The sequence below is a fragment of the Lactiplantibacillus sp. B652 genome, from assembly GCF_023806745.1.
Classification (GTDB): Bacteria; Bacillota; Bacilli; order Lactobacillales; family Lactobacillaceae; genus Lactiplantibacillus; species Lactiplantibacillus pentosus.
Map to the genome: position 1 here is coordinate 21,474 of NZ_JAMSKY010000003.1, position 23,123 is coordinate 44,596.

The 23,123-nt window shown below is 47.5% G+C and carries 19 protein-coding genes; 17 read left to right on the top strand and 2 right to left on the bottom strand.

What is annotated here, in order from left to right; all coding sequences use genetic code 11:
- Positions 1 to 49: 49 nt before the first annotated feature.
- Complete coding sequence (locus MZO40_RS04940) at positions 50 to 2,449, top strand: DNA translocase FtsK (RefSeq protein WP_105961398.1); 2,400 nt, start codon at positions 50 to 52, stop codon at positions 2,447 to 2,449.
- Positions 2,450 to 3,426: 977 nt separating this feature from the next.
- Here the strand turns inward: MZO40_RS04940 and MZO40_RS04945 are convergent.
- Positions 3,427 to 3,546, bottom strand: a complete 120-nt coding sequence (locus tag MZO40_RS04945; protein WP_003645940.1) for a DUF4044 domain-containing protein — start codon at positions 3,544 to 3,546, stop codon at positions 3,427 to 3,429.
- 75 nt (positions 3,547 to 3,621) lie between these two features.
- Complete coding sequence (locus tag MZO40_RS04950; RefSeq protein WP_088771085.1) at positions 3,622 to 4,581, bottom strand: magnesium transporter CorA family protein; 960 nt, start codon at positions 4,579 to 4,581, stop codon at positions 3,622 to 3,624.
- A gap of 117 nt (positions 4,582 to 4,698) precedes the next feature.
- Between MZO40_RS04950 and MZO40_RS04955 the strand changes: the two genes are divergently transcribed.
- The 16 genes from MZO40_RS04955 to ileS all read left to right on the top strand — a co-directional run bounded on the left by MZO40_RS04955 (position 4,699) and on the right by ileS (position 22,840).
- Positions 4,699 to 5,064 carry a DUF3397 domain-containing protein gene (locus tag MZO40_RS04955; protein ID WP_050338388.1) on the top strand — a complete coding sequence of 122 codons (366 nt, stop codon included), beginning with the start codon at positions 4,699 to 4,701 and terminating at the stop codon, positions 5,062 to 5,064.
- Positions 5,065 to 5,235: 171 nt separating this feature from the next.
- Positions 5,236 to 5,661, top strand: coding sequence for a division/cell wall cluster transcriptional repressor MraZ (mraZ, locus tag MZO40_RS04960; RefSeq protein ID WP_031267795.1), 426 nt, complete (start codon positions 5,236 to 5,238; stop codon positions 5,659 to 5,661).
- Between the two features lie 24 nt (positions 5,662 to 5,685).
- Positions 5,686 to 6,645, top strand: a complete 960-nt coding sequence (rsmH, locus tag MZO40_RS04965; protein ID WP_050338389.1) for a 16S rRNA (cytosine(1402)-N(4))-methyltransferase RsmH — start codon at positions 5,686 to 5,688, stop codon at positions 6,643 to 6,645.
- 30 nt (positions 6,646 to 6,675) lie between these two features.
- The gene (ftsL, locus tag MZO40_RS04970; protein ID WP_050338390.1) at positions 6,676 to 7,062 is read left to right on the top strand and encodes a cell division protein FtsL; all 387 of its coding nucleotides are present in this window, start codon (positions 6,676 to 6,678) and stop codon (positions 7,060 to 7,062) included.
- Entirely contained in the window at positions 7,059 to 9,200 is a 2,142-nt protein-coding gene (locus MZO40_RS04975; protein ID WP_105961400.1) for a penicillin-binding transpeptidase domain-containing protein, read from the top strand. Before ftsL ends, MZO40_RS04975 begins: the two co-directional genes overlap by 4 nt.
- Before the next feature lie 29 nt (positions 9,201 to 9,229).
- Positions 9,230 to 10,195 (top strand): phospho-N-acetylmuramoyl-pentapeptide-transferase, encoded by a 966-nt coding sequence (mraY, locus tag MZO40_RS04980; protein ID WP_122217801.1) that lies wholly within the window; start codon positions 9,230 to 9,232, stop codon positions 10,193 to 10,195.
- Between the two features lie 1,137 nt (positions 10,196 to 11,332).
- Entirely contained in the window at positions 11,333 to 12,712 is a 1,380-nt protein-coding gene (gene murD, locus MZO40_RS04985) for a UDP-N-acetylmuramoyl-L-alanine--D-glutamate ligase (RefSeq protein ID WP_056952347.1), read from the top strand.
- Positions 12,712 to 13,809, top strand: coding sequence for an undecaprenyldiphospho-muramoylpentapeptide beta-N-acetylglucosaminyltransferase (gene murG / locus MZO40_RS04990; protein ID WP_105961402.1), 1,098 nt, complete (start codon positions 12,712 to 12,714; stop codon positions 13,807 to 13,809). Before murD ends, murG begins: the two co-directional genes overlap by 1 nt.
- 24 nt (positions 13,810 to 13,833) lie before the next feature.
- Complete coding sequence (locus MZO40_RS04995; RefSeq protein ID WP_105961403.1) at positions 13,834 to 14,709, top strand: cell division protein FtsQ/DivIB; 876 nt, start codon at positions 13,834 to 13,836, stop codon at positions 14,707 to 14,709.
- A 116-nt stretch (positions 14,710 to 14,825) separates the two neighbouring features.
- A complete protein-coding gene (gene ftsA / locus MZO40_RS05000) occupies positions 14,826 to 16,172 on the top strand; it encodes a cell division protein FtsA (RefSeq protein ID WP_050338395.1) in 1,347 nt (448 codons plus the stop codon).
- A 30-nt stretch (positions 16,173 to 16,202) separates the two neighbouring features.
- The gene (gene ftsZ / locus MZO40_RS05005) at positions 16,203 to 17,489 is read left to right on the top strand and encodes a cell division protein FtsZ (protein WP_252133137.1); all 1,287 of its coding nucleotides are present in this window, start codon (positions 16,203 to 16,205) and stop codon (positions 17,487 to 17,489) included.
- Between the two features lie 23 nt (positions 17,490 to 17,512).
- Positions 17,513 to 17,935: a cell division protein SepF gene (locus MZO40_RS05010; protein ID WP_050338396.1), complete on the top strand. Its 423-nt coding sequence runs from the start codon at positions 17,513 to 17,515 to the stop codon at positions 17,933 to 17,935.
- A 14-nt stretch (positions 17,936 to 17,949) separates the two neighbouring features.
- Positions 17,950 to 18,210, top strand: a complete 261-nt coding sequence (locus MZO40_RS05015; protein WP_082230218.1) for a YggT family protein — start codon at positions 17,950 to 17,952, stop codon at positions 18,208 to 18,210.
- A 23-nt stretch (positions 18,211 to 18,233) separates the two neighbouring features.
- Complete coding sequence (locus MZO40_RS05020; protein ID WP_056952344.1) at positions 18,234 to 19,019, top strand: RNA-binding protein; 786 nt, start codon at positions 18,234 to 18,236, stop codon at positions 19,017 to 19,019.
- A gap of 17 nt (positions 19,020 to 19,036) precedes the next feature.
- Positions 19,037 to 19,735 (top strand): DivIVA domain-containing protein, encoded by a 699-nt coding sequence (locus MZO40_RS05025; RefSeq protein WP_050338399.1) that lies wholly within the window; start codon positions 19,037 to 19,039, stop codon positions 19,733 to 19,735.
- A gap of 306 nt (positions 19,736 to 20,041) precedes the next feature.
- On the top strand, positions 20,042 to 22,840 hold the full coding sequence (gene ileS / locus MZO40_RS05030; protein WP_252133138.1) for an isoleucine--tRNA ligase: 2,799 nt from the start codon (positions 20,042 to 20,044) through the stop codon (positions 22,838 to 22,840).
- The last annotated feature ends 283 nt before the right edge of the window (positions 22,841 to 23,123 follow it).

Consider the following 23,123-nt stretch of genomic DNA (forward strand, 5'->3'; position numbering starts at 1 on the left):
GAGTTTGTTATAATGGAAGCAGTATTGATTGAGAAAGGATGAACGAAGCGTGGCGCGTAGACAAGCGACAACGAAAAAGCGCCGAACCTCGACGCGTAAAAAGAAGCCAACGGGGGCGGCCAAGCGGCAGATGACCGGAAATGTGATTGGGTTGATTGGTCTCCTGATTACCGTGCTGGCATTGCTAAAAGTCGGCTTAGTGGGGATGGTATTCGCCGAATTTTTCCGGGCAATTGCCGGGAATGCCTATCAGATATTTGCAGGCCTCACGTTGTTGGTAATGGTGTACTTAATGATTTTTGGGCGCTGGCCTCGGTTAACTTGGCGCTGGTGGGTCGGTGGTAATCTATTCTTCTTTAGCTATTTGTTATTATTAGAAATTCCGATGTTTAATGCCCTCAATCGCCACACCGATTTTTGGCGTGTGACTTTGAATTTGATCAAAAACGACTTTGCCAAAGGGGGGATGGCTAGCAATCTCGGTGGTGGCCTAGTTGGCGCTGCGGGGTACAGTGTGACGTATCCATTGTTAGCCAATGTCGGCACCGTTTTAATTGCCCTGATTTTAATGATTACCAGCGTGTATGTAACGTTTGATCTGCCGTTCCATAAAACGATGCAGGCGTTACGCGCAGCCCTGATTCAGTTAGGGCATCAGTTGCAGTCTGGCTACGAGCAACTGGCACACTGGGTTCGCATTCAGATTGCACGGTGGCGAGTCCATCAACAAGTTCGTGCCAATCAGGCGGATGCGGCTCAGTCCAAACCCGCGCCAGAGGTGACTTCAGAAGCGCCCAAATCAACGGCACCGACTAGCGCAACCGCAGCACCAAGTTCTGCGACTTCTGCGGCAGCTAAGTCACAGGCGGATCTGAATATTACCGTTGCTAGTGACCGTGAAGCAACGCCAGTATCCAATGCGGCGTCAACGACAGAGTCGAACGCTGACTCGGAAGCAGATCAAGCCTTGCAAGGGACCGAGGTCATGGATGACGCGGATTATCAATTACCGGCGCCAACATTACTGACCAAGATTCCCAAAACGGATCAAAGTGATGAGTATGCAACGATTGAAAGTAACTCACAGAAACTCACGACAACGCTGGCGAGTTTTGGCGTACAAGTGGAAGTGAAAAATGTCAGTTTGGGGCCGTCCGTTACGAAATATGAGTTACACCCAGCAGTCGGGGTCAAAGTTAGCAAGGTCGTTAACTTGGCTGATGATCTGGCGTTGGCCTTAGCGGCGAAAGATTTACGAATCGAAGCGCCGATTCCAGGTAAATCGCTGATTGGAATTGAAGTGCCCAACAAGCAAATTTCTACGGTGTCATTCCGTGACATTGTGGAGGCCCAGCCTGCTCACCCAACAAAACCACTGGCAGTGCCATTAGGACGCGATGTTTCGGGTAATCTGGTCGTTGCGGACTTATCCAAGATGCCACATCTGTTGATCGCCGGTTCAACCGGTAGTGGGAAATCAGTTGCGATTAACGTGATGATTACGGGATTATTGATGAATACGAAGCCCAGTCAAGTTAAGTTCATGCTGATTGACCCGAAAAAGGTGGAATTAGGGGTGTACAACGGGATTCCACATCTGTTGACACCAGTCGTAACTGAGCCCAAAAAAGCGGCTCGGGCCTTGCATAAAGTGGTTGCTGAAATGGAGCGGCGTTACGAACTGTTTGCGGATTCTAAACAACGCAATATGCAAGGGTATAACCAGTATATCCGGCAACAAAATGCAGCGGATGGCCAAAATCGGCCAGTCTTGCCGTATATCGTTGTCGTCGTCGATGAATTAGCAGATTTGATGATGGTGACTTCGAGTGAAGTTGAAGATGCCATCATTCGCTTGGGTCAGATGGCTCGGGCCGCCGGAATTCACATGATTTTGGCCACGCAACGGCCTTCAGTGGATGTCATTACCGGTTTGATCAAAGCCAACGTGCCATCCCGAATGGCGTTTGCCGTTTCGAGTGGGACCGATTCCCGAACCATTATTGATACCAATGGGGCTGAAAAGTTGCTGGGCCGTGGGGATATGCTCTACCAGCCAATGGGGATGAACAAACCATTGCGGGTACAGGGCGCTTATATTTCAGATAGTGACGTTGAAGCCATCGTCAACTTTATCAAGTCGCAACAGACCGCTGATTATGACGACAGTATGTTAGTCAAAGATGATGAGGCGGATGCTGGTGGTTCTGGTGATCCGCGTGATGGTGAAGATGAATATTATGCGGACGCGGTCGAATTAGTCACCGAGCAGCAGTCAGCGAGCGTGTCAATGTTACAGCGCCGCTTCCGAATCGGTTATAACCGCGCTGCTCGGATCGTCGATGAGATGGAAGAGCGTGGTGTGGTTGGACCGTCCGAGGGCAGTAAACCACGTAAGGTCTACCGTCAAAAAACGGCGGACGAGGCACCAACTAGTGAAACACCATAGTCAGTTGGCTAATGTCTAAATTTAGCAATAAGCGTTAAAACTAAATCAGATGAGCAATCCTGTTAGGGGCTGTTCATCTGATTTTTTTGTAGTCTTAAGTTTGCGATGAGACAGCGGTAAGTTGCTAAAATAATCGGCATCAGAGTTGAAGTGGACACGAATTTAATGCTAGACACACATTATGTAGTTGATTTTTCATGTGCGGACTCAACTTTTTGTTGGATTAATCGTTGGCTCTTAGCATACGGTCATTTTGATAGTCAATTGTCAGACTGGTTACTAAAGATAGCAAAACTCCCTTACCCATGTTTTAACTTTTCAATTCAGCGGCTTCACGGAACTTGTCTGTATTTTCCCTAGTTGCCAAAGGTAGCCGAGTCTCGAATTATAAATGAAGGTAATTTTATCGACTAAATTCAAGAATAGTGAATAGTGTCCGTTGAAACTAGTGCCATTGAAATTAATCAATAATATTCAGGCAATCTTTTCTGCATTTAAATGTCATCAATCATCATCGATACCGATTAAACTTTGCCTGAAGGACCAGTCATCTAATATTCAGCGGTCGATTGTACCCAGATGGGTGGCCGTTCATCCGCCATTCGAGCGGATTCCCGACTGGAGGGGCTGGCTGGCAATGCTCAGTAGCCAAATTATTCTTAGTCGGAAGTGGGTTGCTTCCGGCTTAGAATAAGACTCGAATTTGAAATTGCGCAGTGGTCTTCTGCGTGAGTTCAAATCGGCTGCGCTCCAGCAATTGTCAGTCGGCCCCGGAAGGCGGAATAAGGCGCGTCCCTGGCAGACGAACAGCAATCTAGTTGATGGTCCTGTTTCCAGCGGTTTTCAGCTGGCCGCTCTTGACTTTGAATTTCCATCTGTCATAAAGAAATCCGCACAAAAAAATCAGCCCCAGGATGCGCGTGGCAACCGGTGGGACTGACAGGATTGTGAGAATAGCAGCCGTTAATTGGACTTGATTAAAAGGTCAGTAAGCCCAACCCAGAAAGGGCGGTGAGAACTAATGATCCAATTGTTGAAATAATCATTAACCAGATAACGACCATGGTAATCTTTTGGAAGGTTGATTTCTTCTTCATGTTGTTTGTATGCACCACACTTTTCGAGTAATTCTTTCATAGTTTAACGTGGAATCAACTTTTTTTCAATTGAAATTAAAAATAGTCATGATTTCGTAAATATTCAATACTAATGATACACAGGACGATGGTGCCTGCCATGATCCAGGTAAAGGCGTGGACGAGGCTCGCACCGGGCAGCTTGACGTTCATCCCGTAGATGCCACCGATAATCGTTGGAATTGTGAGGACCATGGTCAAAGAGGTTAAAAATTTCATAACATCGTTCAGGTTATTGGAAATCACTGAGCCAACGAGCTGGCTATATTGCTGCAGAATTTGATTGGTCGTGTCGGTCATATCACGCGCTTGCTGGGTCTCAATTTTAATATCAGCCGTCAATGACTGATGATGAGCGGCCGTGAAGTAGCCCACTGAAGATTCAATGGCATCGAGGGTTGGGCCGTTTTGTTGCAGGGCGGCCTTGAAGCGAATCAGTGATTTTTGGTAAGACATGATCCGGAAGAGCTCTGCGTTGTGAGTCGCTTGGTTTAAATGAGATTCAAGGGTCGTGGTCCGTTTATTGATCAAGTTGAGGGCCGTCACGAAGCTGTGCTCGATGTACCACATAATGGCAAGTACGAAATCTTCATGATTATCCAGGCTGAGTTTCGATGATTCAGGGTCCATCACGAAATCTTGAATGAAGCTGGCTGAATAATTACTGACGGTGAGCACGACTTGGTCGACTAAAATCAATGCAAATGGATAGACTTGAAATTCTAAGTAGCCTAAATCGCTCGTCGTTAACTTGGGGTACTGCATCACGATCAGTACTGGTTGGTCATCGTCAGTCGCGCTCAGTTGTTCGGTGCGCGAAACTTCGGCGTCGTCTAAGACAGCCGTTAAGTAGTCGCGTGGTAAGTCGAATTGGTCAACGAGTTGGTCGATTTCATCAATCGTTGGCCGTTCAACGTTGATCCAATATGACGTATCTTGCTGATGGTCAGGGGTAGTCAGTAGGCCATTTTTGCCGGTCGCGAAGTATTGTAGCAACGGTCATCCCTCCTATGAAACGTTTAAGCTTATTATAGGGCTGTTTAGAATGATTGAAAAGTTAAACAATAATGGCTATAATCAATTCTGACATTGATGGGGGAGGCAAGAACGGACATGCGTGATTTATGGACCACCTGGTACGGACAATTGATTTTATTAGCGGCCGTTTCAGCCGTGATTTTAGTGCTGAAACGAGTATTGCACCGTTTTTGGCCGCACGGATTAAGATTAATGGATTTTTGGCCCCCATTTTTAATGGTGTTCACCCATTATCTAACCTTACAAGCAACGGATAGTTCGCTAGCGCCCTATGAAGTCCTATCGCTGATGATTTTGGGTATTGGTTTGACGATCATCGAGGCAGTTGAACGCGGAGAAATCCTATACTGGCGCTTCTTCAAGCTGTTTTGGCGCGGGACGGAATTGTTAACGCTAGTCGTCTATTTGCTCGCACTGGGCAGCCATTTCTTTTTACAATGAAAAAAGTTCCCCCACTAAGCCCCACCTAACGAAAGCAACGTTAGGTGGGGCTTTTTTTGACATTTTGTTAACAATTTGGAAAAGTAACAAAACGATGTGGTAGGAAGTGGGGGGGTGTGGTAGACTTAAATTATGATTAATGAAAGGGGTTGATTGGCCGTGGCGTCTAAGATGTTTTTCGGAGAATTTGAGCACGCCTTGGATGCTAAGGGTCGGCTAATCATTCCCGCCAAGTTTCGCGAGTTACTTGGAGATTCATTTGTAATTACCCGTGGGATGGATGGCTGTATTTTCGGTTATCCAGCCGCACGGTGGGCAACACTGCAAGCACAGTTGGATGATTTACCGTTAACACGCAAGGACGCCCGGGCGTTTGTCCGTTTTTTCTACGCAGCAGCAGCTGAGTGTGAATTAGACAAGCAGGGGCGGGTGATGATTCCAACCACGTTGCGACAGTATGCCAAATTAGAGAAACAGTGTGTCATCGTGGGGGTTTCTGATCGGTTTGAAATCTGGGGTGCTGAACAGTGGCAACAGTTTGAGACTGAGACGGAAGCGAACTTCGATGATTTGGCAGAGAATTTGATTGACTTTTAGAATAGATTGAAAGGAGGCGTACGCGTGGCGACATTTGAACATACAACGGTACTTTTACACGAAGCAATTGCGGCACTGAATGTCCGACCAGATGGGATCTACGTCGACTGCACGTTAGGTGGGGGTGGCCATTCTCGAGAGATTTTGCAACAGCTCGGACCGGACGGACATCTCTACAGTTTTGACCAGGATCAGACGGCGATCGACTACAATCAGTCGAACTTAGCAGAGTATTTAGAACGTGGTCAGGTCACGTTTATCAAGAATAACTTCGCTAATTTAAAGTCGGCGCTTGCCGAACAAGGCGTGGACCACGTGGACGGCATTGTTTATGACTTAGGGGTCTCGTCACCACAATTTGATGACGCCTCCCGCGGGTTCTCTTACCGTTATGATGCACCCTTAGATATGCGGATGGATCAGAGCCAGGCATTGACGGCCAAAACGGTGGTCAACACCTGGCCATATGCCGACTTGGTACGGATTTTCTACCGCTATGGTGAGGAGAAATTCTCCAAGCAAGTCGCACGGATGATTGAGCGTGAACGCGCCGTGCAACCGATCGAGACGACTGGCCAGTTAGTTGAAATAATTAAAAATGCGATTCCAGCACGTGCGCGCCGAACCGGTGGACATCCGGCCAAACGAGTCTTTCAAGCGATTCGCATTGCGGTCAATAATGAACTTGGCGTCCTCGAGACCTCTTTGGAACAGGCGGTTGATTTGATTAACGTCCACGGACGGGTCAGCGTGATTACGTTCCAGTCGTTGGAGGATCGGTTAGTCAAGACGATTTTCAAAGAACACAGTGCGTTACCGGAACTACCACCTGGTTTGCCAGTGATTCCCGCTGAGATGCAACCAGATTACCAACTCGTCAGTCGCAAGCCGATTTTACCTAGTGCTGACGAGATTGCGGCCAATCGACGCGCGCACAGCGCCAAGCTACGTGCCATCGAACGGATTAAGATGACGAATAACTAATATTAAGGATTGATTAAAGGAGTGATTAACATGGCCCAAAATGGATTAGCGCGGGAGCTGCCGCAACAGACTCCTGGCGCAACCACCCCGGTACATAAGACGACAACTGTTGCAACCCCCAACCCGTCGATCAAGACGCAGCGCGTTGCATTCTCAATGTTCGAAAAAGTATTATGTGTTGGTTTGAGTTTGGTGGTGTTCAGTTTAGCCATTATGTTAGTGTCGACCAACATTACGGCGACTAACGCTGAAAGTGAATTACAGACGGTGCAGGAGAAAGTGTCGAAGGTGCAGGCGAAGAATACGTCGGCCGCCCAAGAAATCAGTGAACTTTCCAGTCGAAGCCGTTTAAATAAAATTGCTAAGCAGTACGGGTTATCGCTCAACAACGGTAGCATAAGGAATGTTTACAAATGAATAAGAACAAACAACGAATGACTTCGAAACGGACACCAAAACAAAATCGTAGAATCTTTGGCCAATGGCTATTTTTCGGTGCGATTGCCGTCTTTGGCGTTTTGGTCATTCGTTTTTCATATATTGCGATCGTGCGCCACGTGAACGGTGTTAATTTGGTTGAGGCAACCAAGAAGTTATATACCGAGGATCAAACCATCACGGCCAAACGCGGCACGATTTATACGGCGAATGGCGATCCAATCGCCGAGGATACGAGTACCTATACGATTTATGCGATCATGGCCAAAAACCAACGGAGTGCGAGTGGTAAGGCGTTGTACGTCAAAAATAAGGTCAAGGCTGCCAAGGTGCTCTCCAAATATTTACCAATCAGTTACAAGAAGGCGCTCGCGACGCTACAAAAGGGTGCCGGTAAGTTCCAAATCGAGTTTGGGACTGCGGGTAAGAATATCTCGCTAACCACCAAAGAAAAAATTGACGCGCAGAACGTCCCCGGATTGCACTTTATTGAATCAGAAGCGCGGCTCTATCCAAACGGCACCTTTGCTTCGCAACTGATTGGCTTGACCACGTCGAAGTCACAAAAAGGGACGGATAAGACCCGCCTGACGGGTTCGATGGGGATTGAGTTAGCGTTCAACAAGCAGTTATCCGGCACGGACGGCCGTAAGACGGTCACCAAGAGTGGCTATCAAGGCACGACCGAGACGGGTAAAAAGGCGAAGGATGGCGATAACGTCTATACGACGATCGATTCCAAGCTGCAAACGTTGCTCGAGACCAAGGTTTCAGAGATTAATTCCAAGGTATCGCCAAAGTCAATGACCGCAACGCTGATGAATGCCAAGACGGGAGCAATTCTAGCCACGACCCAACGGCCAACTTTCAATGCGCAAACTAAGTCCGGCTTATCTAAAATGTGGCGAAACTTGCTCGTTGAAGATACTTACGAACCAGGGTCCACGATGAAGGTCTTCACCATGGCGGCGGCCATTGATAGTGGCAAGTATAACGCCAACGTGACGGTGCCAACGGGTGAATATAAGATTGGTAAGAGCACGGTGCCGGACTGGAATACCAATGGTTGGGGGAACATCACCTATGCCAAGGGATTTGCCCTTTCCAGTAACACCGCGATGGCCCAACTCGAACAGACGATGGGTGCTAAGACCTGGTTGAAATATATCAAGCGTTTTGGCCTGCGGGAGAGTACGAATAGTGGCCTCGCCAACGAACAGAGTGGGTCGATTCAGTTCACGTATCCAATCGAACAAGCAGATACAGCGTTTGGACAAGGGATTCAGGTCACGGCGATGCAAATGCTACGTGGATTCACAGCCATCGCTAATCATGGTAAGATGTTACAGCCATACTTTATTTCAAAGATCACTAATCCGAATACTGGCAAAACAGTTTATAAGGGCAAAAAGAAGGTCGTCAGCCAACCAATCAGTTCGAAGACGGCCAGCAAGGTCCTTGACCATATGCAAGACGTGGTCTACAAGTCATATGGGACCGGGACGGCCTACAAAATCAAGGGTTATCGGATTGCTGCCAAGACTGGTACGGCCCAAGTCAGCAACGGGAGTACCTACGAGCAAGGTGATAATACTTACTTGTATTCCGTTGTTGGTATGGCGCCGGCAAAGAATCCGAAGTACATTATGTACATTACGATGAAACAGCCGACACTTAACGGTAGTTCCGCAGAAGAAGACATGGCTGAGATTTTTGACACGGTCATGAAACGTGCGTTGGAAGAACAAAAAGCTAGCGAAACCACGGCCGCAACGGTCAAGATGAAAGATTTGACCAGTCAGTCGACTAGTGCAGCCGAAAAAGCTGCCAAGAAACAGGGCTTAGACGTGGTGGTCGTCGGTAAAGGGAGCCGTGTGGTCAAGCAGTCGATTTCATCAGGCACGGTCGTCTCAAGTGGTCAACGGGTCATCTTAGTGACGAACGGTCAGATGTATATGCCGAACTTATCTGGTTGGTCTGCCAGTGAAGTGGCTGATTTTGCAACCTTAACGGGGATCAAACTCACGACAAGTGGGACCGGTTATGTCAAGACGCAGAGTGTGACGGCCGGCAACCCGATTGAAGCCAAACAAGCGATTAGTGTGACATTGAAGTAGGTAATCAAGTCTTAGAATGGAGAATTGTTGTGAGTTTATTAGTGTGGGGTGCAACCCTAGTCAGCGGTTTTATAATTGTATTCGCGTTGATGCCGTCATTGATTCGGTATTTCCGCGCTCGTAAAGAGGGCCAGATGATTCGCGAAGTCGGTCCTAAGTGGCATGAAAAGAAATCAGGAACACCAACGATGGGTGGCTTGCTATTCATCGTGGCGATTCTGATCACCACCTTCTGGGTCGGGTTATGGCAACACCAGCTGCAACCGACGACTTGGATTCTGTTATTCATTCTCGTGCTCTACGGGGCCTTAGGGTTCTGGGATGACAGTATCAAGTTATGGCGGAAACAAAATGAAGGCTTGAAAGCTTGGCAAAAGTTATTAGGCCAAATTGTCGGTGCTGTAATTTTGACGGTCGTTTATCAACACGAACACTTGCCAATGGCCCTACGTATTCCGGGTCTTGGTGACTGGTCACTGGGCATCTGGTACATGATTTTTGTCATCATCTGGTTAGTCGGTTTCTCCAACGCCGTCAATCTGACCGATGGCTTGGATGGATTAGTTGCTGGTCAGGCGACGATTGCCTTTGGGGCGTATGCCATCATTGCGCATGCCCAACACCAGTACAACGTGATGCTCTTCTGTTTAGCCGTTGTCGGTTCGTTACTGGGCTTCTTCGTTTATAATCACAAACCAGCCAAAATTTTCATGGGTGACATGGGGTCCTTGGCCCTCGGTGGTGCATTAGCCGCGGTTTCAATTCTGTTGCACCATGAATTATCCTTGTTACTGATTGGGATTATCTTCGTGATTGAGACAGCTTCAGTTATCTTACAAGTCGCTTCGTTCAAGTTGACTGGTAAGCGGATCTTCTTAATGAGTCCGATTCACCACCACTTCGAAATGAAGGGCTGGAGCGAATGGAAGATTGACATTGTTTTTTGGTCAGTCGGTTTAGTTGCAGCGATCATTAGTGTTGCAAGCATCGTTTAATTCAAAGCCGTTTAATGGGTTGATTAGGAAATAACTCCTAGTCAACCGTACATAATTGTATTTTGCGGGCCAATTTTACCCAGTTTATCCAGTGGTCGTCAGCACATATCTTCGTTAAAGTGAATACAGCTAGTTCCCGTTGAATCGTCATCTGCATCAAGTGATGGCGCAAAGTTGGCCGCAAATTATGTGACGGGACTAGTGGCTGACAGTCTGTTGGGCAAACAACTACTGACCAACGCTTGGTCGAGTGGTAACATAAATAAGTTAATTAAGTAGTACGCGTTGTGCTAGTTATTCTGTAGCATTAAAGATGATTAAATCACGCCAATTGTTTGGCCTACTGTCCGTCAGCCGGTGTTCGTCCTAGTCCGACTTCCGGGGCCGGCTGACAATTGCTGGAACGTAGCCGACGTCGATTTGAACTTACGCAGAAAATCACTGCGCAATTTCAAATACGAGTCTTATTCTAAGCCGGAAGCAAACCACTTCCGACTAAGAATAATTTGGCTACTGAGCATTGTCAGCCAGCCCCTCCAGTCGGGAAGCCGCTCGAATGGCGGATGAACAACCACCTATACGGGTACAATTGACCACTGAATATTCAATGGCTGGTCCTTCTGGCAGACTCTTAATCGGTACCGTTGATGCTTTATGGCATTTGAGTATCAAGAGGTCACCTGAATATTACTGACTAATTCCAATGGCAACTAGTCTAACAGTTGAATGTCAAAATGACCGTATACTAAGAACCAACGACCAATCCAATAAAAAATTTGGTCCGCACCTATCTGCCTTTCGAATACCATACCGGCTGGAAGGTGTTCTGGGCAAGGCCCAGTGGTGAAATTTCACTTAGCAAGCGTTCTTTGCTTGGTTAGTGAAAGACCAGTATTTAAGACGTGGTTTGTCGGCTTAAATCTGCGTCCACCACGTTCCGGCCATTGCTCAGAATACCTGGAAGTCGGCCTAGGATGGTCAGCCACAGCAAGTTTACGCTAACTCGCACTGTTTTCAGCGGGTCTCAGCTGGCGACCTTTGAACCTAGAAATGGCATGATTTAATCATGATTCGTGACAAATTAACTAGCACAATGCGTAAGTAGTATCTATAAACAATACAGGGAGATCTTGGTTTATGAAGTCGGTTGAGCAGTATCGTAACCAAAAAGTTTTGGTTCTAGGGTTAGCAAAGAGTGGGGTGAACGCCGCACGATTGCTTCACAAATTAGGCGCGTTTGTGACCGTTAACGATAAAAAGGAATTTGATGATAATCCGGACGCCCAGGAACTATTGAGCGACGGTATCAAAGTGATTACGGGAGGCCATCCACTGTCATTACTGGATGAGGATTTTAAGGTCGTTGTCAAAAATCCAGGTATTCCGTATTCTAACCCAATCGTCAGTGGTGCTTTGGCCAAGGGGATTCCGGTCATTACTGAGGTGGAACTTGCTTCCCAAATTTTGGAAGGTGAATTGATCGGTGTGACGGGAACCAATGGTAAGACGACCACCACAACCATGATCACCATGATGTTAAACCAGCGCGCGGATGCTGGTAAGGCCTACGTGGCAGGTAATATTGGGGTGCCAGCTTCGGCAATCGCCCAAAAAGCGACGGCGGCCGACACGATGGTCACGGAGCTGTCGAGCTTTATGCTTTGCGGGATACGTACCTTACACCCGCACATTGCGGTCATTACGAATATTTATTCGACCCATTTGGATTATCACGGTTCACGTGAGAACTACGTTAAGGCCAAAATGCGGATTACGATGAACCAAACGCCAGATGACTATTTCGTCATCAACTGGGATAGTGAAGAATGGCGTGAACTCAGCAAGCAGTCAGCTGCACAGGTGGTCCCATTCTCACGGCAAGCGAACACGAAAGCTGGTGCCTACGAAGAAAATGGTAAGCTGTATTTTAAGGATGAATATATCATGGATGCAGCCGATATTCGGATTCCGGGCGACCACAACGTTGAGAACGCATTGGCTGCAATTACGGTTGCCAAGCTCCAAGCGGTGCCAACGGCCGGTATCGTGCAAGTATTGAAGACTTTCTCAGGTGTTCGGCATCGGACCCAATACGTGGAAACGTATCAAAATCGGCAATTCTACAATGATTCCAAAGCAACTAACTTAGTTTCGACTGAAATGGCCCTCAAAGGGTTTGACCAACCAGTGATTCTACTGGCCGGTGGGTTGGACCGGGGCAATACGTTTGAAAAACTAGCACCAGCTTTGAAAGAACACGTTAAGACGTTAATCGTCTTTGGTGAAACTGCTCAAAAAGTGGCGGACGCTGGTAAATTAGCCGGTATCGACGACATTGTCTTTACCGATAATTGTGAAACTGCCGTACCGATTGCTTGGGAACACAGTCAAGCCAACGACATTATCATGCTCTCACCAGCTTGTGCGAGCTGGGATCAGTATCCTAACTTTGAAGTTCGCGGTGACCGTTTTATCAAGGCCATCGAACAATTAACCGGAAAGGCGGAAGAAAACTAATGCGACTAATGATTTCTGGCGGTGGAACTGGTGGTCACATCTACCCCGCCTTGGCGCTGATCGACGCGCTTAAAGCACACGATCCAGAAGCTCAAGTACAGTTCGTTGGAACTCATCGCGGACTGGAAAGCCGAATCGTGCCCGAACGCGGGATTGATTTTAAAACGATCAAGATTCAAGGCTTCAAACGGTCGTTATCCTTACAAAATGTGAAGACGGTCTACCTGTTCTTAAAGAGTGTGGTCACGGCTCGCAAATATATCAAGACGTTTAAACCGGATGTCGTGGTTGGTACTGGGGGTTATGTCAGTGGGGCTGTCGTATTTGCGGCCAGCCAAATGCATATTCCAACGGTCATTCACGAACAAAACTCCGTGGTCGGGGTGACGAACAAGTTTTTGAGTCGCTTCGTCGACAAAATTGCGATTTCGTTTGAGAGTGCCCGGTCACAATTTCCAGAGCAAAAAGTTGTCATGACGGGTAATCCCCGCGCCCAACAAGTCGCGAATATCAAGAAGACTGGTGCGTTGGCCCAGTTTGAGTTAGATCCTGAAATTCCGACTGCTTTGATTTTTGGAGGTAGTCGGGGGGCCGCACGGATCAATGCTGCGGCCGTTGAAGCCTTACCTGAGCTGGACAAGCGCGATTATCAGACGCTCTTCGTAACGGGTCAGGTTCATTATGACAAGATTAAGGATGGCTTGTCCGCGACAGCCTTGGCACCGAATGTTAAAATCGTACCGTATATCAAAAATATGCCTGCGATTTTGCCTGAGGTAGCCGTGATTCTTGGCCGGGCCGGCGCAACCAGTATTGCGGAAATTACGGCGTTGGGCATTCCATCGATTTTGGTGCCAAGCCCATACGTGACGAACGACCATCAAACTAAGAATGCTCAGAGCCTTGTTAATGCGGGTGCTGCTGAACTGATTAAAGAATCGGACTTGACCGGGGCAACACTGGTCGCAGCTTTGGATCGATTATTGCAGAGCAGCACGCACCGTGAAGCCATGGCAGCAAATGCCAAGAAGCTTGGGATGCCAGATGCAGCGGACCAATTATTACATGTTTTAGAATCAGTCGTTAAGTCGCACTGAGATTAGAGTGAAAGGGTGGGTGTGATGGCCATTTTCCGTAAAAAGCCGAAAGAACGCGAGCACCCGGAGCAGCTCACCCCATGGGAACGGTTTCAGCGTGAAGCGGCCGAGAACCAACGTGCCGAACAGAAGCGCCATCATCGGTGGTCGGGTAAACGACTCCGAATCGGTGATAAGTTGCCCAAGCTGAAAACGCAGCGGCGGCGGCTACTGTTCAAGCGGGTCGCGATTCTGATGAGTATCTTTTTAGTTGGTGCGGCGGTTGCCGGCTACTTTATCGCACCACTAAGCCATGTTCAAGCGGTCACAGTTCGTGGGACCAACCAGCTAACGACAGCTCAGGTCAAAACGGCCACTAAGATCGATACTGGCGTCGCACTTTGGTCCGTGATTGGTCATGATCAACAGACGACCAAACGCGCCCGCCACGCGCAACCTCAGATTGGCAAGGTAACCACGCAGTTAGTTGGTTATAATCGGGTACGAGTGACGGTCAAAGAGATTCGCATCGCTGGTTATCTATCAACCGGTCAACACTACCGGCGCATCTTGGAGAACGGGTTGATTTTAAAGGGCACTTATTCGCAGCCCGGTGGTGGTTCGCCGATCTATGCCAATTTCAAGAGTGGTCAGCGGCTTGAGAAAATGATTGCCCAATACGCGAAGTTATCATCCGCGGTCAAACATAATATCTCTGAAATCAAGTTTGCACCGAACAAATCGAATCCGGAACGGGTCCACTTGTATATGAATGATGGCAATGAAGTGTATGCGACCATCAGTACTTTTGCTAGCAAGATGGCCTATTATCCGGGGATTTCAGCCAAGATGAAGTCCAAGGGTGTCATCAATCTTGAGGTGGGAGCTTACTCCTATTCGTTCAAGAATCAGAATAATTGATAGAATGCTAAGTGTGACCTTTTTAAAAGCGCTTAGGATATGGTAAACTAGGGATTAACTGGATATGTCAGCGAATCCTTGAATATTTATGTAAATTACTAGGAGGTTCCTCTATTATGGATAATTCAGGAATTTATGTCGGACTTGATATAGGGACCACCTCAATAAAAGTCATTGTTGCTGAACGTGTTAAAGGGCAAATGAACGTTATTGGTGTGGGAAGCGCACGTTCTAATGGTTTAAGTCGTGGGGTCATTGTCGATATTGACAAGGCGGCCGAAACGATTCGATCAGCAGTACGCCAAGCTGAAGAAAAAGCAAGTATCGAAATAAAAAAGGTGATTGCGGGAGTTCCCGCTAACCTGGTCAAAATTGAACGTTGCCGTGGCATGATTGCTGTCGCGGATGAATCCAAAGAAATTAATAATGAAGATGTCCAAAACGTTGCGGCGGCCGCATTAGTTCAAAGCTTGCCACCAGAACGGGAAGTCTTAGATGTCATTCCAGAAGAATTCGTCGTTGATGGCTTTGATGGCATCAAGGATCCACGCGGAATGGTCGGTGTCCGGCTTGAAATGCACGGGACACTGTTTACTGGTCCGAAAACGATCATTCACAACACCCGTAAGGCACTCGAAAAGGCCGGCCTTCAGATTGAACAAATCGTGATTGCCCCCTTAGCGTTGAGCTCACTCGTGTTGAATGATGGTGAACAGGATTTTGGTTCGATCATCGTTGATATGGGTGGTGGTCAAACGACCGCTGCGGTCATCCATGATCACCAACTCAAATATACTTATGTTGATCAAGAAGGCGGCCAGTATATTACGAAGGATATCTCAGTCGTTTTGAATACGTCGATTGAAAATGCCGAAAAACTCAAACGAGACTATGGCTATGCCGATGCTCAGCAGGCCTCGGATGATGAGCTATTTCCAGTCGATGTTGTTGGGCAGAGTACCCCCGAACAAATCAGTGAGCAATACTTAGCAGAAATCATCGAAGCACGGCTTGATCAGATTTTCGACAAGGTCAAACAACATTTGGATGAGATTCGGGCTCTGGAATTGCCAGGTGGCATCGTGTTAACAGGTGGTGTTGCCGCGATCCCTGGCATTACGGACCTTGCTTCACAGCGCTTTGGCACGCGGGTCCGGGTCTTCACACCTAACCAGATGGGCTTAAGGCATCCGTCATTTGATGAAGCGTTAGCTGTTATCAAATACCAAGCGGCTTTAAGTGATGTCACGTTGCTCGTGAAGAGTGCCTTGACGGGAGATACTCGTGCGAGTGTTGCTCGAGAATTCTCAGAAGTAACACCAGCACCAGAACCAACCGCGCCACAACCGAAACAAACAACTAAAAAACAGCCAGTTAAACAGGAGCAACCGAAACAGGCTGATCCAAATCATAAGGGGACCGTTGAACGGGTCAAGGGCTTCTTCAACCACTTCTTTGATTAATAATCGGATAGAAATGACGGAGGAAAAAACATGGAATTTTCTTTAGATTCAACCCAGAACTCAGGGGCTAATATTAAAGTCATTGGTGTCGGTGGCGGTGGTGGAAACGCCGTTAACCGGATGATTGCAGAAGACGTCAAGGGCGTCGAATTTATCGTTGCAAACACCGATGTACAAGCATTACAAACATCCAATGCTGAGACTAAGATTCAGCTTGGACCGAAATTAACACGAGGACTTGGCGCTGGTTCCAATCCTGATGTTGGTTCCAAAGCAGCACAAGAAAGTGAAGAAGCCTTGACGGAAGCCTTACAGGGCGCTGACATGGTCTTCGTCACTGCCGGAATGGGCGGTGGTACTGGTAACGGTGCTGCACCCGTAGTGGCTAAAATCGCCAAGGATTCAGGCGCTTTAACAGTTGGTGTGGTTACACGTCCATTTACGTTTGAAGGCCCGAAGCGGGCACGCAATGCGGCGGAAGGGATTGCCCAAATGAAGGACAACGTCGATACGTTGATCGTCATTGCCAATAACCGCTTGCTTGAAATCGTTGATAAGAAGACCCCAATGATGGAAGCCTTCCAAGAAGCCGATAACGTCTTACGTCAAGGGGTTCAAGGGATCTCTGATTTGATTACTTCACCAGGCTACGTCAACTTGGACTTTGCGGATGTCAAGACGGTCATGCAAAACCAAGGTTCCGCATTGATGGGAATCGGTTCTGCCACTGGCGAAAATCGGACTGCCGATGCGACGAAACAAGCCATTTCATCACCATTATTGGAAGTTTCAATCGATGGTGCCGAACAAGTCTTATTGAACATCACGGGTGGTCCCGACATGTCCTTATATGAAGCACAAGCTGCTTCAGACATCGTGAGCCAAGCTGCAACGACCGAAGTTAATATTATCTTTGGGACGTCGATTGATGAAAGCTTAGGCGATGAAGTTCGGGTGACGGTCATTGCGACTGGTATCGACCAGAAGCAACGGGAACTCAAATTGGGTAACCAATCAACTCGGACTGCTGCTAGCCAACAACGTGGTGGGATGTTTAGCAACAACTCAACAGACCAACCCGCAACTAGCGAAGCGGCTCAACCAAGTGAATCTCAAGCTGACGATCCATTCGGTAACTGGGATATCCGGCGCGAACCAAACAATTCACGGCCAGTCAACAATGGTCAAGAATTTAACAACGTTGAAGAGACAGATTTTGATGTTTTTAATGATAATTCACAAGCTGACGACAGCAAGGATGACAACAGTGGTGATTCACTAGATACGCCACCATTCTTCAAGCGTCGGCGTAAGTAAGACAGTGAAGGGAGCGCAAGCATATGGCCGGATTCATTAGTAACTTTTTTGGTGTTGGAGATTCTGATGATCAGTATGAGGAACCGACCCAAGCTTCACAAGCGGCGGCCCCCACTGAACCAGCGACCAACACGCGTTCGACACCGAAAGTTGTTCCCATGCAAGGTGGTAAATCAGTGAATAGTAAAATCGCCTTATTCGAACCGAAAATTTATTCGGATGTTAAGGAAATTGCGACCCAATTGCTTAAAAATCAAGCCGTGATCGTTAATTTTGATCACGTGGATGATGAGATGGCACGCCGAATCGTTGATTTTCTGACTGGGACGGTCTTTGCCATCAATGGCGAGATCGAACGCATCGGCGACGAGATTTTCCTTTGCATTCCAGAAAACTACGAAGTGTCAGGAAGCACAACTAGTCAGTTTGATTCCAGCAAATTATAAGGAGTGAGTGGCCTCTGTTAGTGACGATTATTAGTCGGTTATTTCAACTGTACCAATTAGCCATTGTGGTTTACATTCTGATGTCTTGGTTCCCAGGTGCCTATAATACGCGCATCGGGCAATTTTTAGGACAGATCTGTGAACCATTTCTCAGTATTTTTCGGCGCTTCATTCCCGCAATTGCCGGGTTGGATTTTTCACCAATCATTGCGCTGTTAGTGCTCCAATTTGCTGAAAGTGGCTTGTTTTACCTATTAAGCTTTTTGACGTATTAAATTAAGATAACGAGGATAGTATCGTGAATGATAATCTAAAACAACATTTTCGCGATAGTGAAGCCCCATTTATTGAACAGGTCACGGGGTGGCTCCGCCAAGTTGCGGACCAGTACCGACCAATCTTAACGGCGTTTTTGAACCCACGTCAAGTGTACATTGCCCAGACACTGGCTAACCAGCTGGATGATGTACGGATGCGCGCGTATGGCGGTTTTGAGGGTGCAGAATTGCAGCGGATCTTATTTTATCCGCCATATTACGAACCCGAGGCCGCAGATTTTCAAATCACATTATTCAACATTGTCTACCCAGTCAAGTTTGCGACGCTCAAACATGGTCAAATACTGGGAACGTTGGCAAATGCCGGCGTAGAGCGGGATGTCTTTGGTGATATTATCACTGATGGTGAGCACTGGCAGTTTGTGTGTGAGTCTGAGATGGCGGATTACTTTAATGATCAGATTGATCGGTTTGGTAAGACGAAAGTGCATCTAACGGCGGTTGCAGGATCCGAAGTAATTGCTCGTGAAGATGACTGGGAACCTGTCACAACGACGGTCAGCTCACTACGCGCGGATAGTATCATCAAAGCCGCATTCAACTTGTCGCGGCATCACGCTAAGGAATTGATCGAGGGTGGCAAGGTCCGCTTGAACTGGGCAGAGTTGCCTAAAGCCGATTATGAATTGGCGCTACTCGATATGCTTAGTGTGAACCACTATGGCCGCGTGCGACTCGCCGAAATCAGCGGCGAGACCAAGAAGGCGCGACTGCGAATAACGTTAAATATTATTCATAGTAAATAAATATTGGAGGAATTCTAATGGTGTTAAGTCCGGATGACATTCATAACAAAGAGTTTTCAACGAAACTACGTGGTTACAATATTGATGAGGTCAATGATTTTCTGGAACAGATTATCAAAGACTATCAAATTACCTTAAAACAAAATAAGGACCTCCAAGAACGTTTAGACGCGAGTGAAGGCAAGTTGAAGTATTTCAACGAATTAAAAGATTCTTTGAACCAGTCGATTTTAGTGGCCCAAGAAGCTGCTGACAAGGTTAAGACCAACTCGAAGAAGGAAGCCGACATCATTACCCGGGAAGCCCAAAAGCAAGCTTCTGACATTGTCAGTGAAGCCACTGACAAGTCGAACCAAATGATTGACGACGCTTCACAAAAGGCCAAGCGCTTATCTGTTGAAACGGACGATTTGAAGAAACAAACACGGGTCTTCCGTCAACGCCTCCAAGTGATGTTAGAATCACAATTGGAAGTGGTTAAGAGCAAGGATTGGGACCAACTACTTAGCGAGACCAATACCGCAGACTATACTGAAATTCAACACGTTTTGAAGGAAGATAGTCTTGACAACTCGGGGGATGCGAGCGTAAACTCAGAAGCAACCGTTGAAATTACGGAAGCAACGAGTGGCGAAACCCCAGTTGCCGATGGTGGGGATCAAGCCCCACAACAAACGGTGGTTATTTTCCCTGACGATGACAACGCGGCTAACTAAGTGCTGATCATTGCAGACAATTAAAGCACATGAATGTGTCGAGGAGAACAGTCAACACTGATGAATACGCCCAGAGAGCTGCCGATAATGGAAAGGCGGTCGTCCCTTCATCAGTTGTCCATCATCTCCGAACGTCACCCTGAAGCGAGTAAGGGTGACCGTCTCATGAACGTTATCCATGCTAAGAGAGAATCTAAACAATTCTAAAATTGGGTGGTACCACGATAACTTCGTCCCTGGCTGGGCGGAGTTTTTTTGTGTCTCCAAACCAATGATTGTTTGATAAAAAATTTAAGGAGTGAGAGTATGCGCGTTAAAGAAACATTAAACCTCGGTAAGACCAAGTTTAAAATGCGTGGGAACTTACCGGTCAAGGAAGTTGAACGGCAAAACCTCTGGGCTGAAAACAAAGTCTATGAACAACGGCAAAAATTGAATGAAGGTAAGCCAAGCTTTATCTTACATGATGGCCCGCCATACGCAAACGGCGATATCCACATGGGGCACGCCTTAAATAAGATTACGAAGGATTTTATTGTTCGTTATAAATCGATGAATGGCTTCCGGGCACCGTACGTTCCTGGTTGGGATACCCACGGCCTACCAATCGAACAAAAGTTGAAACAAGCTGGCTACGACCGTAAGAAGATGTCGGATAATGAATTCCGTGAACTTTGTCGCAAGTATGCCTTAGAACAAGTTGACCACCAACGTGAAGAATTCAAACGGTTAGGGGTCAGCGGCGAATGGGACAACCCATACTTAACGTTGAAGCCTGAATTTGAAGCCGCACAAGTGCGGGTCTTCGGGGCCTTCGCTAAGCGCCACCTGATTTATCGGGGCAAAAAGCCAGTCTTCTGGTCATGGTCCTCTGAATCAGCCTTGGCAGAAGCCGAAGTTGAATATCATGACGTAACGTCACCATCTGCCTTCTACGGTGAACGGGTCATCGACGGCAAGGGTGTCTTAGATGACGATACTTACCTCGTGGTTTGGACGACGACGCCATGGACGATTCCAGCCTCTGAAGGGATCACCGTTGACGCTAGTTTTGATTACGTGGTCGTTCAACCAGCTGGTGAAAGCCGGAAGTTCGTGTTGGCAGCCGAATTATTGGATGAAAACGCAGAACGGTTTGGCTGGGAAGATGTTCAAGTGTTCAAGACGGTCAAGGGTGCTGAACTCGAAAACGTCTTGTGTGAACATCCATTTGACCACAGCCGCAACTTATTGACGATGCTTGGTGATTTCGTTACCTTGGATTCTGGTACTGGTCTTGTGCATACCGCACCTGGCTATGGGGAAGATGACTACCGGATCGGTCAAAAATACGGTTTGCCAATCTTTGCCCCAGTCGACAACAAAGGGGTACTGACTGAAGAGGCTGGTGCTGACTTTGCGGGTGTCTTCTATGACGATGCCAACGAAATTGCGCTAGGCAAATTGAAGGACGCCGGCTTGTTGCTCAAGTACATGCCATACGAACATAGTTATCCTTTCGACTGGCGGACTAAGAAGCCAATCATCTTCCGCGCAACGCCACAATGGTTTGCTTCGGTCGGTGACATGCGTGACGAAATTCTGAAGTCGATGGACGATGTTCAATTCTTCCCAGAATGGGGTAAGAAGCGGCTATACAACATGATTCGTGACCGTGGTGACTGGGTCATCTCACGGCAACGGGTCTGGGGTGTGCCACTCCCAATCTTCTATGCCGAAGATGGGACGGCCATCATGGACGAAGAAACCATCAATCACGTGGCTGATTTATTCGGCAAGTACGGGTCGAACATTTGGTTTGAACGTGAAGCCAAGGACTTATTACCAGAAGGCTACACGAATGAACATTCACCAAAGGGGACCTTTACGAAGGAAACTGATATTATGGATGTTTGGTTCGACTCCGGTTCGTCACACCAAGGTGTCTTAGCGGAACGGCCATACCTCAAATATCCTGCTGACCTGTATTTGGAAGGCTCCGACCAATATCGTGGTTGGTTCAACTCAAGTTTGATCACTAGTGTGGCGGTTTCTGGTCATGCACCTTACAAGCAAGTCTTATCACAAGGTTTTACCTTGGATGACAAGGGTCGCAAGATGAGTAAGTCACTGGGGAATACGATTGCCCCTGCAGATGTCATCAAGCAAATGGGTGCTGAAATCGTTCGGATGTGGGTCGCTTCCGTTGATACTAGTTCAGACGTGCGGGTCTCAATGGAAAGCTTCAAACAAGTCGCGGATGCTTACAAGAAGTTCCGGAATACGGTGCGCTTCATGTTAGGCAACACGACTGACTTCGATCCGAAGAAGGACCGGGTCGCATTTGAAGACTTAGCTAGTGTTGACCAATACATGGCTGTCCGGTTGAATGACTTTGTCGCTGAAATCAAAGATCATTACGATCACTATGACTTCCTCGATATTTACAAGAAGTTGATCAACTTCTTAACGGTTGATTTATCCAACTTCTACCTGGATATTGCGAAGGATATTATGTATATTGATGCGGAAGACAGTCATTCACGGCGTTCGATGCAGACGGTCTTCTACGACGTGCTGGTTGCTTTGACGAAGCTCTTTACGCCAATGTTGCCACATACGACCGAAGAAATTTGGCCATTCTTGAAGGAACCAGAAGAATTTGCGCAGTTGACCGACATGCCAACGGTTCAAAACTATGCCAATAGTGCTGAATTAACGGCTCAGTGGTCACGGTTCATGGATCTTCGGAGTGACGTTTTGAAGGCCCTCGAAGAAGCTCGCGATGCCAAGCTGATTGGGAAGTCCCTAGAAGCGCACTTAGACTTGTACGTGGATGCGGATACCCAAGCCTTCTTGGACGGTTTGAACACTAATGTCCGGCAAATGTTGATGGTTTCAGCGCTTGATATGCACGCATTAAGCGATGCACCCGCTGATGCCGAAGCCTTTGGCGATACGGTTGCCATCAAAGTTAGCCATGCTGACGGCGAGGTTTGTGCCCGTTGCCGGATGGTCAAGACGGATGTCGGCAGTGACGATGCTTACCCAACGCTCTGTGCGCGGTGTGCCGCCATCGTTCGTGAGAATTACCCTGAATCAGTCGCAACTGGTTTGGAAGCTTAATCTAAATATTTTTTGATGTAAAAATTGCCTCTGAGTGGTCATGTTGGACTGCTTGGGGGCTTTTTTTGTGGGACGTGGGGTGAAACTGACTGCTTTCTGCCGGCACCTGGGTTAGTTCAATCGTGCCGTTGCGTTATGGGGCAGTATGCTAATCCAATCGTTAGGCGACTAGATGGTGCTGACGGTTATGACTGAAATTTGACCACTTAGCCGGTATAGTTGACGACTTAGCTAAAAAGACGAGACAAATCTGTATTTAGTGTGTAAGCTGACGGTATTTAAA